The organism is Psychromonas sp. Urea-02u-13 (assembly GCF_002835995.1).
Lineage (GTDB): Bacteria > Pseudomonadota > Gammaproteobacteria > Enterobacterales > Psychromonadaceae > Psychromonas.
Genome location: NZ_PJBZ01000042.1, coordinates 105,461 through 119,998, shown reverse-complemented (window position 1 = coordinate 119,998; position 14,538 = coordinate 105,461). Strand labels below are relative to the sequence as shown.

General features: G+C 38.5%; 14 protein-coding genes. 5 read left to right on the top strand and 9 right to left on the bottom strand.

The features are described from left to right. The 6 genes from CXF74_RS04945 to CXF74_RS04920 are packed head-to-tail and all read right to left on the bottom strand — an operon-like array spanning position 1 to position 4,556. Positions 1–1,116 (bottom strand): AAA family ATPase, encoded by a 1,116-nt coding sequence (locus CXF74_RS04945; protein ID WP_101081286.1) that lies wholly within the window; start codon positions 1,114–1,116, stop codon positions 1–3. A gap of 2 nt (positions 1,117–1,118) precedes the next feature. Then, positions 1,119–1,661, bottom strand: a complete 543-nt coding sequence (locus tag CXF74_RS04940) for a hypothetical protein (protein WP_101081285.1) — start codon at positions 1,659–1,661, stop codon at positions 1,119–1,121. A gap of 10 nt (positions 1,662–1,671) precedes the next feature. Then, entirely contained in the window at positions 1,672–3,003 is a 1,332-nt protein-coding gene (locus CXF74_RS04935) for a type II and III secretion system protein family protein (protein ID WP_269800759.1), read from the bottom strand. Between the two features lie 44 nt (positions 3,004–3,047). Further along, positions 3,048–3,917 (bottom strand): Flp pilus assembly protein CpaB, encoded by an 870-nt coding sequence (cpaB, locus tag CXF74_RS04930; RefSeq protein WP_101081283.1) that lies wholly within the window; start codon positions 3,915–3,917, stop codon positions 3,048–3,050. Further along, entirely contained in the window at positions 3,914–4,360 is a 447-nt protein-coding gene (locus CXF74_RS04925; protein WP_101081282.1) for a prepilin peptidase, read from the bottom strand. Before CXF74_RS04925 ends, cpaB begins: the two co-directional genes overlap by 4 nt. After that, entirely contained in the window at positions 4,353–4,556 is a 204-nt protein-coding gene (locus tag CXF74_RS04920; RefSeq protein WP_101081281.1) for a Flp family type IVb pilin, read from the bottom strand. The genes CXF74_RS04925 and CXF74_RS04920 overlap by 8 nt, the downstream gene beginning before the upstream one ends. 307 nt (positions 4,557–4,863) lie before the next feature. On the opposite strand from CXF74_RS04920, the gene CXF74_RS04915 reads away from it, so the two are divergent. The 3 genes from CXF74_RS04915 to CXF74_RS04905 all read left to right on the top strand — a co-directional run bounded on the left by CXF74_RS04915 (position 4,864) and on the right by CXF74_RS04905 (position 9,327). Further along, complete coding sequence (locus tag CXF74_RS04915; protein WP_101081280.1) at positions 4,864–8,175, top strand: Lcl domain-containing protein; 3,312 nt, start codon at positions 4,864–4,866, stop codon at positions 8,173–8,175. Beyond that, positions 8,175–8,834, top strand: coding sequence for a DUF1566 domain-containing protein (locus tag CXF74_RS04910; RefSeq protein WP_101081279.1), 660 nt, complete (start codon positions 8,175–8,177; stop codon positions 8,832–8,834). Before CXF74_RS04915 ends, CXF74_RS04910 begins: the two co-directional genes overlap by 1 nt. Before the next feature lie 100 nt (positions 8,835–8,934). Continuing rightward, positions 8,935–9,327, top strand: coding sequence for a YbaN family protein (locus CXF74_RS04905; RefSeq protein WP_101081278.1), 393 nt, complete (start codon positions 8,935–8,937; stop codon positions 9,325–9,327). Between the two features lie 47 nt (positions 9,328–9,374). Here the strand turns inward: CXF74_RS04905 and CXF74_RS04900 are convergent, their stop codons facing one another. Both CXF74_RS04900 and CXF74_RS04895 read right to left on the bottom strand, forming a co-directional pair. Further along, positions 9,375–10,067, bottom strand: coding sequence for a DUF2161 domain-containing phosphodiesterase (locus CXF74_RS04900; RefSeq protein WP_101081277.1), 693 nt, complete (start codon positions 10,065–10,067; stop codon positions 9,375–9,377). Between the two features lie 66 nt (positions 10,068–10,133). Beyond that, positions 10,134–10,691, bottom strand: a complete 558-nt coding sequence (locus tag CXF74_RS04895) for a TetR/AcrR family transcriptional regulator (RefSeq protein ID WP_101081276.1) — start codon at positions 10,689–10,691, stop codon at positions 10,134–10,136. A gap of 97 nt (positions 10,692–10,788) precedes the next feature. Here CXF74_RS04895 and CXF74_RS04890 point away from each other — a divergent pair, with 97 nt between their 5' ends. Together CXF74_RS04890 and CXF74_RS04885 are read left to right on the top strand one after the other, a co-directional pair. After that, positions 10,789–11,241, top strand: coding sequence for an HPP family protein (locus CXF74_RS04890; RefSeq protein ID WP_101081275.1), 453 nt, complete (start codon positions 10,789–10,791; stop codon positions 11,239–11,241). Between the two features lie 127 nt (positions 11,242–11,368). Then, positions 11,369–11,845, top strand: a complete 477-nt coding sequence (locus CXF74_RS04885) for an HAD family hydrolase (protein ID WP_101081274.1) — start codon at positions 11,369–11,371, stop codon at positions 11,843–11,845. Positions 11,846–11,895: 50 nt separating this feature from the next. Here CXF74_RS04885 and CXF74_RS04880 read toward each other — a convergent pair whose 3' ends face one another. Beyond that, complete coding sequence (locus tag CXF74_RS04880) at positions 11,896–14,400, bottom strand: hybrid sensor histidine kinase/response regulator (protein WP_101081273.1); 2,505 nt, start codon at positions 14,398–14,400, stop codon at positions 11,896–11,898. Between the last annotated feature and the right edge of the window lie 138 nt (positions 14,401–14,538).

Below are 14,538 nucleotides of genomic sequence, written 5' to 3'. Positions count from 1 at the left end.
TTATCCCTCTTGAACATTGCTGACTTGCAATGCCAGTGAACGAAGCTGCTTAGCTAATTTACTCTTACCTTTAACTAAAGGAGTTCCTTGAGACTCTGCATTTAAAAACGCTTTATCGTCAAAAGGCAATTCACAACAAATTTTGATAGTGGCTGCTCGCTCAATCTCTGCTTTAGGGATACGTGCTTTGGCCTGTCGACTCGCGTTGTAGACCAGTAAGTTTCGTTGTTCTTGATTGCTGAATCGATGACGTAATTTATCGATATACCGGAAACCACTGAGGCTGGCATCATTGATCCAAATGCAAATATCAGCCTGATCTAGCATTTTTAATAGTGCGGGATGACGTAAGTCAGGAATGTCTAAAATGACGGTTCCATAATGTTCTGCCATCGCTTTTACACACAATTCTGGTTGCTCAATATGCTCAAAACTAAGGTGAGAATTTTGATCATAAAAAAGATGTAAGTTAGGGCTTACTTGTTGTGCACTGTGCATTAATAGAGTTGCATCAATACGTTGGGCATTATTTAATAAATTATTGAGAGAAGGTTCATAATCCATGCCTAATAAAATAGGATGCTGGCTATGAAAAAGGTCAAAGTCTAACAAAGCAACACGTTGCTTTTGTTCTTGGCCCATTATCCAAGCAAGATTACTAGCAACCGTGCTTGCACCTGTTCCGCCCGCACAACCAATGACACAGATGGTTCTACCTTGACGTAAGACTTTGTTTAGCTTTTTTCCCTGTAAATGTAGAATGCTTAAGCGTAATACGTCTTGATCTAAGGGTGTTGTGTGGTAATCACTGACACCTGCAAAAAGTAGATTTCGATACAGAGACAAATCTGTCTTTTCACCGAGTACAATCAACTTCATCTGCGGTGGGCAATACTCTGATAATGCTAATAATGCAGACTCTAATTGTAAACACTGTCCGCCATCGACAATTAAAATATCTGGAGCGCCCTGCTCGATTAAAGTTTGTGTGGCTTTGTTGATATCACCGAGTTGGCATTGTAATGAACCAGCGAGTTCTAAGTTGATTGCGTGTAGGGCCTCTAGCGTGGTTTTATTCAGGGCAAAGGCCAATATGTTAGTTTTTTCTGATGACATAATTATTCTCCCGTCACAGGTTGCTTATCAGCAATTTTGATACGGTTTTCAAAGAGTCTTTGCACTGCACCGGTCGCAAGCGCTGAATCATTATTGATATATTTCAGGCCCCTTTCCCACGTAGCGTTATCGACTAGTTGTAAATATTGATTACGTTTTAATAAACACGCTGAATCAGATAAAGGCACTTTCTGTTGATTAAAGCGGCAGGTCTTTGCTGCTAGTTTTACCTCTAGTGCCACTTCATAGAAGTCCTGTTGTTGCTCAATAGGCTCTAAAATGACATCGATAAGCAGGTTTCTTTTCATCTCATCTAATAACATTTTTTCTTTTTCAGCTGTGATTTTTGGACCCGTTATTGCCACAGTTAAGCGCCCTTTTTCTGCGCGTGCGGCAAGTGGTAATAGCACTTCCCTTAAACGGCTGGTTAATGTGTCTGTTTCGCTACTAAAGCGATAACTTTCAACATAGTTAGTAGGGGTCGATGTGCATGCCACAGTGCCAACAAGTAGCACGAAGAGACTAATCAGTTTTATTTTTTTCATACATAAGTGCCTAATAGTTGTAACCATATTGTCCAAACAAACGGGGTTTATCTTTATTCGCTAACTCGCCAAAAAATAAACGCTCAAAGCGGCTGGGTGCTCTAAAAGAATCAAGAGGGCTTGATAAATTACCTGCTGAACTTGTTGGTTGTACTAAACGTGCCGTTGCAATGATGACTAATTCACTTTCTGCATTGGTGTAACTGTTAGTACTAAAGAAAGGGGCTAGAAATGGAATTTCTCCCAAAATTGGCAGTGCTTCGACCTTATGATTTCGATAGGTGCGAATCATGCCTGCTAGTGCGAAGCTTTGCCCATCGGCAAGTTCAACAGTGGTCGTTGTGCGTCGCGCTTCAATACCCGGAACTGATACGCCATTGAGCGTGACACTATTTTGGTGGCTGATGGTCGATACTTCAGGGGATACGGTTAAGCTAATACGATTAGCACTTAATAAAGTGGGTGTTAGCTCTAAGGAGATACCAAATTTTTTAAATTCGATAGTGATGCCATCATCGCTATTATCAACAGGAATAGGGAATTCACCGCCTGACATGAACGTGGCTGTTTCTCCTGATTTAGCGGTTAAGTTAGGCTCAGCAAGTACATTCACTAAACTGTTTTGAACTAAAGCATCGATAATCGCATTAATATTTTTCTTTTCGATGGCACCCACTGCTGCCAATGGCGCAGCATATTTACCTGGCGAGACGCCTAATGCTAAATATTCACCTACTGCGTTCCAACGTAATCCTAACTGCTCACTGGTTGAGCGTTGCATTTCAATAATACGCACTGAAATATTTATTTGATCAGAGCCGGCAATGGTTAATTTATTAATTACTTGCTGGTAATTACCTATACCACCGCCACCGACTGCAGTACCTTCTGCACCGGTTTTTGGTGTTGCGACTAATGGAGGCTGTTGTTCTTCAATTTTAAGGTGCGTTTTTGCAAAGCCCTGTGCCATATTTAGCACTTCATTTGCCTGCAGTGGAGTATTCACCTCACCACTGACGATAAGCATGGTGCCCATTTGTTGAAAGCTTATTGACGCATCTGGGAAGTGCTTTAATGCACTCATCTCTAATCGAGATAGGTCTGCGCTTATCTGTACTTGATAGTGCGCAATGGTTTTATCATTGGCACCAAAAACCACCACATCGGTTTTACCTAATTTAAGGCCTCGAATAAGAATGCTGTTATTTGAAGGTGAATGTACTTTGGCATATTGACTATTCGCCACGTATACATTGCTAATTGGGCTATCAAACTCAAAGAGTTTACTTTGATTTTCTGCTAGCTGAATCTGGCTTATCTTAGCAAGAGCTAAGCTTGGCATAAGGCAAAGCAGTAGACTTAAAAATATATAATTTTTCATATTAGTTAGTTATTCTCATCCTGATAAATAGAAACACCGTGGCTAACTTGCTTTTCTGGGTTGTGGTTTTCGGATATGTTCTCAGCCCAAATTGCTTTTGGTTTACGCATTGAATCGCTTTGTTTGCTACGCAACAACAAAGCAAGCTCACCTAATTGAGCTGCCAGCACTAAGCGTGCGGCTTGCGTTGGAGTAGTTTCAAAGGTGACATCTATAAATTCTATATTTTGGCGTAATTTTCTTTCATTTTGTGTTTCTATAAGGGGAGCCTGAGCACCTAATATTTGGTTGTTAATTGCTAACAAACGAATGTCTTGTAAAACAATTTCGGAAGCATGGCTGGCTAAAATTTGACGCTGACTTTTTTTATCCACTTCAGTTAAGCTGGTTAAAACAACATCTACTCGGTTTCCCGCACGAAACAAACCAATACCAACCGTATTTTTGCTTACTTCTAGTGTGACAGCGCGCATTCCGGGGGTAATCATTGAGGAAAGGTAGTTGTTATCTTCGGGGCGAATAAGGTCATCAACAGTGATAAAGTCGCCGTGTTTTAAGGTCCGCGTTAGTAAACTACCCTGAAGTTGCGAAGGTTTGATAAAGCCATCTAAAAAGAGTGCATTAAAATTTTTCTCATGTGCTTCATCGAGTTCAGTCCACAGCAAACTCGAGCTTTTCAAAAAGCTACCAACTTGCATGTTTTGATTGATTGTCAGGGCTCTTGCGCGATTAACTTGCAATTCAGCTTGAGGAACTTCAACAATCGGATCTTCGGGTATTATTGCTGCTTTACTTTGTGTAAAGCTAATCCCGGCCATCGTTAACAATGCTAATAACACTAAAAGTGTGCCACTAACAAAGATTACTTTTTTCATGATATCTCCATATAAGGGATTGTGATCACCGCGCCACTAATAATCGCAATCGCGTAGGGCAAGGTGGTCATGGTTTTTTTTGCGATCACATTACGTGTGATCAGATAGTTATAAAGCAATGCAAAGATGGCTAAAACACCACCAGATAATGCGCTAATGATCAATAAATCTAACCAGCTAGATTGTGCTGCATAACTACACAATGCTAATAATTTACTGTCGCCAGCCCCGAGTATCTTTTTCTGGAATGCAATGACGCCTAGTAAGACAATAAATAAACTAATGGATAAATTAAGTATTGAAAAAGGCAGTGAGCTAAACACTAAAACCGCGAGCATCACTAATGCAATATTAGGGACCCTTCTGCTAATGAGATCGCTCACTGTTATCCATAAAAATAATATGAGGCTAAATAACGAATAAATAACCTGTGGGTTATTCACCTCCTCCTCCCATATTCATGCCTTCAACAATGGTCATAAATTTTTCTTTTAATGCGCTAACGAAAATACCGTCAGAACCAAATATTGCTAAAATTCCAGCCGCTAATCCAGCCGCTAAAATGCCATATTCAATTGCCGTTGCGCCTTCCTCATCGTGTAAATATTGAGTCACTAAATTTCTTGTTTGGCCTTTCATATCTATCCCTTTGTTGTTAATTATTTGTAAAAAACAAACCTTAATTTTAATCATTTATGTTAATGATTTTGTTGAATTGTATTGATCTCGGTAATGATAATCAATATCATCGATTGAAAATACCTATTGGTTACGAGTATTGATAGGCAACTACGCGGTATTTTAAAGGTCAAATATAAGTATTTACTCAAGGTTGGTTCCTTATATTTCAATGTCTTATGTAGACATAATGTGTTCATTAATTATTTATAAATACCTTTGAAATAGTTTTAAAATATTTTCAAATGCATTTTAAAAAGGGAAGAAAATGAGATTTAAAAAGTCAATAATCATGTCTACGCTAGGATTATCGCTCACAGCTTGTGGTGGAGGAGGCAGTGATTCAGGAGGTAATTCTAATAATTCAACGGCAACGGATAAACCAACCAATGGTGATGGAGATGTGATTTTTGTACCCCCTACTGTGGAAAATAAAACCATTACTGTTGCGGGCTCTGTTTATGCGGGTAAAGATCATCTTTATGCTGTTAGTTTATGTTCAGGAAATATTTGTGAAACTACGGTTTCTGATCCTATTGATGGGTCCTACGAATTTGATGTTGATTTTAGCCAATGGCCGACAGATCAACCCGTTACATTGAGTGCAAATTTACAAAGTAATGAAGCAATTAAGCTCAGTAATAATTTGGGAAATTTAGCCGAAGTCGATAATTATGACGTTAATAATGACCAACTAATCGATTCTGATGAGTTTTCTGACTTGTTGCTAACACCTGTCACAATGGCCTTTAATTTAGTGGCTAAAGAAGTATTAGCTGCGGATGAGACTAATCGTTCTACTCGAACAGTGATCACTCCTGCAGAATTAAATCGTGCCAAGGAATTGATTGCCGAGCAAAGTGAAAATAGCGTTATAAACATAACAGAAGAGCAAGTTGTATTATTCAGAGATGTACTAGATCTTTTAAATGCAAGCAAAGAAAGCGATGAGTCTAAAGCTTACCCCGAGAGCTACAAAGTTAATTTAACAGCAGAACAAATAGCCAGTATTAGCGGAAAGCCTGAAGGCGGTAATATATTCATGCTTAGTCCTGATCTGATGAAACATATCTATGAAACTAAAAAGGGGGATAAAAACTTTGACATTAAACTCAACCACCAACAACTCAGTAAATACCGCGATAAATTAGTATTAAATCAAACGTTTGTACTCGAACTAACCGCGCTAGCATTAGCAACCCTGCCTGCTGAGAAAGTGTTTGATGAGCAAGGTGTGGAGATTGCAACCAACCCTTCTCTTCCTGTTATTAATACCGACATTAACAATTTACTTGAAGGGGTGATTAGTAAACTTAAAAGCCGTACTGTTAATTCTGTTTTTGACGCTTATACCTCCATAGCAATTGATAAAAGTATTGTTTTACCTGCCGTTGATGATCTACAGAAAAGCTTCCAAGGCAAAATAAGCGTGCTTGAAAATAGCGATTATGAATCGCCTTTAAAAGCGCTATTACTTACGCTTAATAACGAGAAAAAATTAACCATTAAAGGTAATTTTCCGGCTGTTTTTACTAATGCCAAAGTGAGTGTCTTGTTGGGTGTTAAACCCACCGTTACAGAAAAAGACTCTTATTATAATGCTGACTTTCCACCCAGGATTATTGAAGCGGTTCTTTTAGATAACAATAATCGACGTCATTTAAAAATAGATGTCGCAGGTAAAAGTACGTATCAATTAACCATTCCTTTATTTGATGACGCGGGCTCTTTTGAAAGCTGTCAACCGGGTAGTAAAGATGGCTCAAGTTTTCTCACCAACGATAATATGCAAGATACCTTAACGCTGGTTGTAGAAGATCCGGTGACTGGTGCCCAGGTTCGCTCAGTGCTTGGGTCATTCTGTGAAATTGCACAGCTGGATAATAATGCTGATGGTATTGTTGATAGCGATGAACATGCGCCGTTAAATGCAGGTTATATGAGCACAGCGCAAGCAGTATTATTGCTTAAAACAAATTTAGTTAGCTATGGCAGTATGTATGAGTTAACACCACTCACGTTACTTGAATTAAAAGAACAATCGGCCGCTTTGCCAAGAGAAGCGACTGAGTTTTTAGCGGGATTAACTGCATTGCAAGCTCAAGGTCATTTGTTTGGGCAAGATGTTGATTTAATAGAAGGTGTTGATTTTCACCAAACGCTATTATCAACCATTGGCATTAATATGAAAGCTAAATACGGTATGATATCCAATAATAATCAGGTGCCAGAATTACTAAAATTGTATGAAAAACTAAGCGAAAATTCAGGGCTAGGTGCTGTGATGCGTGAAAATCATGATAAAAACGTATCACATGTTGTTCAGGCCAGCATTGATCTTATTAATGACTCGCAGGTGGATAACCCCTTTTTCACGGATAATAACCAAGCGGGTAATTGGTTAACGGTTTATCCAAATTCACATTTATCGCCAGTTTGTATGAAAGAGGTATTAAATGATCAAGTGATTGGTTTAGGTTTATTAGGCCAAGGCATTGATGAACAAGGCATGCACTGGGTGACGGTTGGTTGGTCTGCGCAATCTAAAGCTAATAGCTATACGGTTGCATGGGCAACTGAAGCTTTTAACAATATTAACAGCGCGTCGGCGAGTATTGATATCAGTGAAACGCAAGCGACCATTACAGGGTTAACAAAATGGCAAGCATACCAAATTCGTGTGCAGTCAGATTCTGGCAGTATTAGTGCGCCTTTAAGTTATAAACCTGGTCAAAAATTTGTTGCTGATACGCGTGTGACTAGTGGTACAGGTGACGCCACACGTGGTCGCGATGTAAATAGTAACTGTGATCCATTATCTGGCTTAGCGACAAATAGTGATCGCGATGGCATAAAAGGGGCGCGTTACTTGAAGTTGGACAACAGCGGTGCACCAATCTCTCGCCAAGATTTATCACATAAACTCTTAGAGTTTTCTTGTGTCAGCGATTTAAATTCAGGATTGGTATGGGAAACGAAAAAGAAAGTAACCGAAGAGCATCCTTTTTCTTTGCATGATGATCAAAGTTACTTTGCACAACAACCTTTTAATATTTCTGAACCTGTCAGCCCATTTAACGGCAGCTGTTATAATCCTGAAACCGATGAGTTCTCGAGTGATGCACAGGTTTGCCATTCAGAAAATCAGGTGAAATGGGTTAATGAAAGCCAATTATGCGGTTTAACTAACTGGCGATTACCTACTATGGAAGAGTTATATTCTCTGGTTGATCATCGTGTTGAAAATAAAATCAACTGGGATACGCGTTACTTCCCATTTGATTCAGGCCTAGATTATACCTACAGCATCAAGTGGGTCGATATTAATGGCACGGATAAATACGAATCATATTATTACGGATTTTGGGCAAGTGATACTGCGACTCATCAGAGGTATTCCCAAACCCCCGCTTCAGACGCGAATCCACATCCCGCAGATCATTATCCTAAAATGCGCAAACTTAGACCAACGAGACAACCTATCGGGGATGCTTATGAAATATGGAAACCAGGTAGTGTGATGTTAGTGAGTGATGGATTTAAAGCCACCACAGAAGTGATCGCTGGGAGTGCACAATAATGAACAAATTAACATTGATATTACCTTTTGCATTGATTAGCCAAGTCGTATTTGCAGAAGTTGCACCCGTATTAGTGCCTGAATGTTATGAAGGTACTAGTGCATTAGATCAAACTGGTCGTTTTGAAAATACAATACTACCAACGGATGATGGTGACTTTAAAGTCGTTAACGACTTAGCAACTGGATTGCAGTGGGCTTACTGCCCTTATGGGCAAACAGTCACTGCAGAAGGAGCATGTTCAGGTTCGCAGCACTTGTTATCTGGAAATTGGAAAACCAATTACCCTCTTGAAGTGAGTAAGATAATTAACAAAGAAAATACGCGTTTAGGTGAGTACGCTCAACCTTGGCGTGCACCAAATTTTAACGAAGCAATGAGCATTTATAATAAAGATTGTACGCCGAATATTTATACTAACTTTTATTATTCACAGCTTAGCCAAGCAACGTTAGATGAAATGCTGGCGCTTAGGATTGCAGATAACCATCAATATAAAATGTGGTGGGTTTTGAGTAATCTATTTATCTTCGCGACGGAAACACAAAGTAAGGATGCCAAAAAAATTCATAGCATTAACTATGGATACTCAACTGGTGTTTTGGGTAACCAAAGTGGGGGTAATGTACGTTTGGTTAGAGAAATCCCAAGCGAATAATGAGCTTTAAATAACGCTAGAAAGGCATACATTATAAAATGCATGCCTCCTTATATACGTATTGTTTTTCAGTTTTCTATTTTTATGAAGAAGGTATTTCATGATAAAAAAATATACTTATATGACGCTTGGTTTTATGTCATTAACGATGGGAATCATAGGAATCATTGTTCCTGGTTTACCGACAACCTCATTTGCATTGTTAGCGCTGTTCTTTTTTAGTCGTAGTTCTAAAAAATTTCATGATAAATTACTGGCAAATAAAGTGATGGGTCCACTTATCGATAAGTTTAGAAGTGGCAATGGATTAACTAAAAAAGATAAAGTTAATATTCTATTATTAACTTGGTTATCGATTAGTATATCGGTTTATTTCTTTATCAGTAATATCCACTTGCAGCTACTTTTATTCGCTATTCTACTATTTAAAACCTGGTTTATTGTGCGTTATAAAAGTAAAAAAATAAATTTAGATATGGAAGCTAATAGTTAGCAAAGAATAAAGGTGGGGGGAAATCTCCCCTTTTTATAAAAGCCTTATTAAATCGAGATACTCGCTAATTTTACTGACCATTCAGGCAACTCTTGTTTGCCCTTTTTTGATAACTGATAGACACCTCTGTCTACTTTTTCAAACCATCCATAATAATCCTTACTTAAAAAACTAGTGGCTTGTTCTTCTCCAATTTTTTTTTTAATCTCAGCACCTTTGGCTGATGGTTTATCAACGAGATATTCAGCCACACGAATACATCGCTGGCGATAAGCCGTTAAGCCGGCTTTAGCGCGTGTTGAACCGCCTTTTTGTGTATCTCCAATACGTAATGAAAACTCTTTTAACAATGCGCCCTGCTTGCGTTTATTGGTTCTTGGCGTGTAATCCTGTGGGTCAAAAACAACTTCCACATATTGTGCTGTTTTTTGTATATCCACGATCATTAAACCAATGCCTAAACGTTTGATGAGTTTTTTTACCTGCTTACTTTGTTTTTTATATAAGGAGCACTGCTTAGGGATTGCTATATAGACGATATCAGACAGTGAAAAGCGATCCACAGCTTGCAATAACAGAGTGATATTAAGGTTTAATTTAAGCTCAATAATAATTAACTGATCATCTTTTTGAGCGACAATATCACAATCTTTTATTTCTCCTTTTACCTCAAAACCTAATTTTTCTAGGTGATCTTTGATAGGTAAATAGAGGTCACTCTCTTGCAGTTTATTAGGCATGTTAATCAATCAATAACAGTGAATAGAGGCGAATATTATGCAGCACTTTATGCATACTGGCTTTAGTTAATTAATGTTTTTAGCGGTTATGTTGAGCAACGTAATGCATTTTTTCGCAATCGTTACATCACCACTGACATAAGCGGTGCTAATTGCCCCCTCTTTCATCAGACATATCGCATCCAATAATGAAGCATCTTTATTTGTTAGAGACTGGCCAATAAGGTCACGGCATTGCTGTTTATGTTGCTTGCAAAACAATGAAATTTGACCACCTTGATCGCTAAACTCTGCTGAGCTATTAATAAAAAAACAGCCTCTAAAATCACCCAAAATAGGATCACAATGAGTGAACCACTGCGCTAGTGCAGTAAATAATTGAGTAATGACCTGTTGATCAGAATCTGCACCTTCTAGCTTTGAAGTTAACCATTCGATAAACAGCGTGTGCCGTTGTTCAAGTGTTGCAATGATTAACGCTTCTTTACTCTCAAAATGATTATAAAGTGTATTTTTGGCTACCCCTGAAACGCTAAGCACCTCGTTAATGCCAGTGTGATTAATCCCCTTTGCATAAAAAAGTGTTAACGCGGTATCAATCAATAACTGACGTTTTTTATTCATATTCTCATCCATAATCATGCAGTTGACAGCAGGTAATCATTTTGTTTATTCTAAATAGGACAAGTCTGTCCTTTTTTTTGGTTTTGTGGAGTTTCACATGAATAAATTATTATTACCACTTTTTTCGGGTGTTGGCGTGGCGCTAGCGATTGCAGTACTTTCATATTCAAATGAAATATTAAGCGATGCAGTGTTGCTGATGGCGCCTTTTGGGGCAACCGCAGTATTGGTTTTTGGCTTACCAGATAGCCCGTTGGCACAACCTAAAAATGTTATTTTAGGGCATTTAATTACTGCTTTTATTGGTGTGTTTTTTGTTCAGGTTGTAGGCGTTAATTCCTTTACATTAGCGTTTGCGACAGGGCTTGGCGTTAGCGCAATGTTACTATCAAAAACGACGCATCCGCCGGCGGGAGCAAATCCAATATTGATTATGATTGCAGGACAAGGTTGGATGTTTTTGCTAACTCCAGTCTTCATCGGCGCTGTGGTTATTGTCATTATGGGCAAGCTAATACAACCAATTCAAAAGCGATTAATAGAAAAATAGTATCATCACAAAATGTGATAAAGTGTGTTTTATGTCTGTTTTTTAGCCTGCCTACTCGTCTTTTAAGATTGAAAACATGGTATGTTTTGATAGATACATATCGATTTTAACTTTATAGGCAGGGAGCATGATGAGTCGTATTTATCTATTTGATTGGGGTGATACCCTGATGATTAATTTTCCCAATGAGCCGGGGCATATGAAAGACTGGCCTAAGGTAGAGGAGGTTTCTGGCGCATATGAAGTGCTTAAAACACTCTCGTTAAACGCTAAAATATTTGTTGCGACAGGTTCTCAAGGCACCTCATCTACATTAATGCAGATCGCCTTTGCTCGGACAAGGTTAGCGCCATATATATGCGCTTATTTCTGTCCCGATAATATTGGTTATGAAAAACCATCTGCCGATTTTTACAAGACGATTGCTAATAAAGTCGGCGCTGAAATGGCGGAGATTACTATGGTTGGGGATAATTTGGTGCGTGATGCTTTACCCGCTTTATCGGTTGGAATGAGTGCAATTTGGTTAAATACCACCCATCAAGAAAACACGAATAAAGTTGATGAAATTAGTGGCTTAATTGAGCTTGTTAATAAGCGTTAATCTGTTTTCTACTGCGTATATCAGAAATCATAGGCACGACTCTGGATATTTTAGACTTCTGGTTTTAGGGTGTTTTTATCGGGGCTTGGCACCCACAGTTGTAATTTTTCAACTAACAATGCTATATCCAATGGTTTGCTGAGGTAATCATTCATTCCCGCTGCAAAACATTTATCTTTATCCCCGACCATCGCATTTGCGGTCATGGCAATAATGGTTATTTGGCTATTTGATTGTCCCGCTTCGCCTGCGCGTATTCTTCTGGTTGCTTCATATCCATCCATGATTGGCATTTGGCAGTCCATGAACACTAAATGATAAGGATAAGCACGTAATTTAGTGATTGCTTCACCACCGTGTTCAGCGATGTCGACGGAAAAGTTATATTCTTCTAAGACCGCTTTTGCCACCATTTGATTTACTTTATTATCTTCGACTATCAATATATGCGTTGATTTTGTCCAGCTGGTTTTTGGTGTTGGCTGGCGCGGGGTTAGGCTTTTAATATATTGGCTGGTGACCAGTGGCTGAGCGCGCTCTAAAGTATCGCCACCTGCCATAATGATAGAGAGTGCAGAAAAGAGATCTGAGGTAGTGGTCGGTTTAGTAAAATAAGCACTAAATCCAATATTAGAAAAGTACTCGTTATCACCCTGCTCGCCAATTGAGGTCATCATCACTAATTTCATTTTTGCGAAATCTTTATTACTTTGTAATTTTTTACCTAAATCTGCTCCATCCATTTCAGGCATTTGCATATCTAAAAAAGCGATATCAAAGAATTTTTTATGGGCTTGTTGGCTACGTTGCTGGCAAATCTGTAAGGCTTCTTTAGCACTTACGGCTTCAACAATAATTGCCCCCCAGCTTTCTAATAACCCCTGTAATACCTCTCGATTAGTTTTATTATCATCGACAATTAATATTTCTAGGCCCTCTATATTAATATTAGGTATTTCAAGAGGTTGATTATGTTCAACTTCAAAGGGTATGTTAATCGTAAAGATACTGCCTTTTCCTGGTTTACTGCTGATAGAGACTTTACCTGACATTAATTCAGTTAGGCGCTTACAAATAGTAAGCCCTAACCCAGTGCCACCATATTTTCTCGTTGTTGAGGAGTCCGCTTGGGTGAATGAATCAAATAAAGAGCTTTGTTTGTCGCTGCTAATACCAATACCAGTATCGATAATATGGCAAGAGAATTGGATAGTATTATTATCGTTTTGCTCGGTTGTTGCACGAATGATGACTTCACCGATGGCTGTAAATTTAATCGCGTTACTGATTAAATTGGTTAAAATTTGGCGCAACCTGTTGCTATCACCTTTAATCTGAATGTGTTGCACTTTGGCAATATCGAGGACTAACTCGAGTTCTTTTTCGTGTGCTTGAAATCCGAGACTTTCAGCGACCTCTTCAAGGGTTTGTCGTAAGTTAAAAGGAATGCTTTCTAGGGTTAATTTATCCGCTTCAATTTTTGAAAAATCAAGAATGTCATTGATGATAGAGAGCAATGATTGTGCGCTTGATTGTGCAATTGAGGCTTTATGGTGCTGGTCTTTATTTAATCGAGTATTGAGCAATAACCCTAACATACCGAGCACACCATTCATTGGCGTGCGGATTTCATGGCTCATAGAAGCAAGAAACTCACCTTTACTTTGTAATGCGTTTTCCATTTCGTTAATAGAGTATTTTAATGACTGAGACATGTTATTAAAGGACTCTGCTAATAAAGAAAATTCATCCTGGCTGGAGACTTGAATCTCATCATCAAAGTCACCTTGAGCAATTTTTTCTGTGCCCTGTAATAATTTTTTAAGGTTATTTAATATATTGGCAGAGGTTAAAAATGCAATCAAGCTGGCTAAAAGAAAGGCTACTAACGTCCCAATAAGGATCACTTTCTTGGTTCTATCTGCAGCGGCTAAGGCTGTTTGTTGACGCTTACCGAGTAATTGATTTTCTTCTTCAATAAAACGAATGTTAATGGCGCGAATTTTATCCATGATACGTTTGCCTGTTTCGTCCTCCACCAGTTTAATCACTTCAGCTAATGATTGCGCTTGTTGTTGCTTGTGTTGCTTGGTTTTTAAATCAGTAGCACCGTTATAATGAGTGCTACTGGCTTCCATTCTGGCAGTAATAACAATGTCAGCCACCTCTCTTAGCCATTTTTTCTGTAACTGCTCTATTTCAATGACTCTAGCAACTTGAACAGGGTTATCTGCAACCTTTCTCTTTAGTTCCTCGATATGTCTGACCCAGGCTCTTTTTGCTTGGTTAAGGGGGGTGAGGAAAGTAGGGTTACTGGTAATTAAATAACCACGTATACCGGTTTCCATATCTAACATAAGTTTTACTAACTGATGGCCTTCCGCTGTCACAGAGTGAGTATGTTCAACCCATTTAGCCGTTGAAATTGTTTTTTCAATATTGATATAAACCATAGCCGCAATTATTGCCATGAGTAGCATTGGAATGAGCGCACTTATAATGATTTTATTGCGTATTGATAAATAGCCTATTAATGATTGCTTGGTCTTTTGCATGCTGGTTTACCTTAGAAATAATCACCGATTACAATAGCGGAATGTTTTGATAATTTTTTGATTTGCAGATGTTCATTAATCATAGTGAAGATTTTTAAATCATGGTGAATAAGGCGTATTTAAAACTCAATTTTTGGT

What these genes read in the sequence shown, in the direction of transcription:
- CXF74_RS04885 (WP_101081274.1), top strand. Translation starts at nt 11,369, where the DNA reads ATGATGAGTCGTATTTATCTATTTGATTGGGGTGATACCCTGATGATT.
- cpaB (WP_101081283.1), bottom strand. Translation starts at nt 3,917, where the DNA reads ATGAAAAAAGTAATCTTTGTTAGTGGCACACTTTTAGTGTTATTAGCA.
- CXF74_RS04945 (WP_101081286.1), bottom strand. Translation starts at nt 1,116, where the DNA reads ATGTCATCAGAAAAAACTAACATATTGGCCTTTGCCCTGAATAAAACC.
- CXF74_RS04910 (WP_101081279.1), top strand. Translation starts at nt 8,175, where the DNA reads ATGAACAAATTAACATTGATATTACCTTTTGCATTGATTAGCCAAGTC.
- CXF74_RS04940 (WP_101081285.1), bottom strand. Translation starts at nt 1,661, where the DNA reads ATGAAAAAAATAAAACTGATTAGTCTCTTCGTGCTACTTGTTGGCACT.
- CXF74_RS04935 (WP_269800759.1), bottom strand. Translation starts at nt 3,003, where the DNA reads ATGCCAAGCTTAGCTCTTGCTAAGATAAGCCAGATTCAGCTAGCAGAA.
- CXF74_RS04880 (WP_101081273.1), bottom strand. Translation starts at nt 14,400, where the DNA reads ATGCAAAAGACCAAGCAATCATTAATAGGCTATTTATCAATACGCAAT.
- CXF74_RS04890 (WP_101081275.1), top strand. Translation starts at nt 10,789, where the DNA reads ATGAATAAATTATTATTACCACTTTTTTCGGGTGTTGGCGTGGCGCTA.
- CXF74_RS04920 (WP_101081281.1), bottom strand. Translation starts at nt 4,556, where the DNA reads ATGAAAGGCCAAACAAGAAATTTAGTGACTCAATATTTACACGATGAG.
- CXF74_RS04900 (WP_101081277.1), bottom strand. Translation starts at nt 10,067, where the DNA reads ATGCCTAATAAACTGCAAGAGAGTGACCTCTATTTACCTATCAAAGAT.
- CXF74_RS04905 (WP_101081278.1), top strand. Translation starts at nt 8,935, where the DNA reads ATGATAAAAAAATATACTTATATGACGCTTGGTTTTATGTCATTAACG.
- CXF74_RS04915 (WP_101081280.1), top strand. Translation starts at nt 4,864, where the DNA reads ATGAGATTTAAAAAGTCAATAATCATGTCTACGCTAGGATTATCGCTC.
- CXF74_RS04895 (WP_101081276.1), bottom strand. Translation starts at nt 10,691, where the DNA reads ATGAATAAAAAACGTCAGTTATTGATTGATACCGCGTTAACACTTTTT.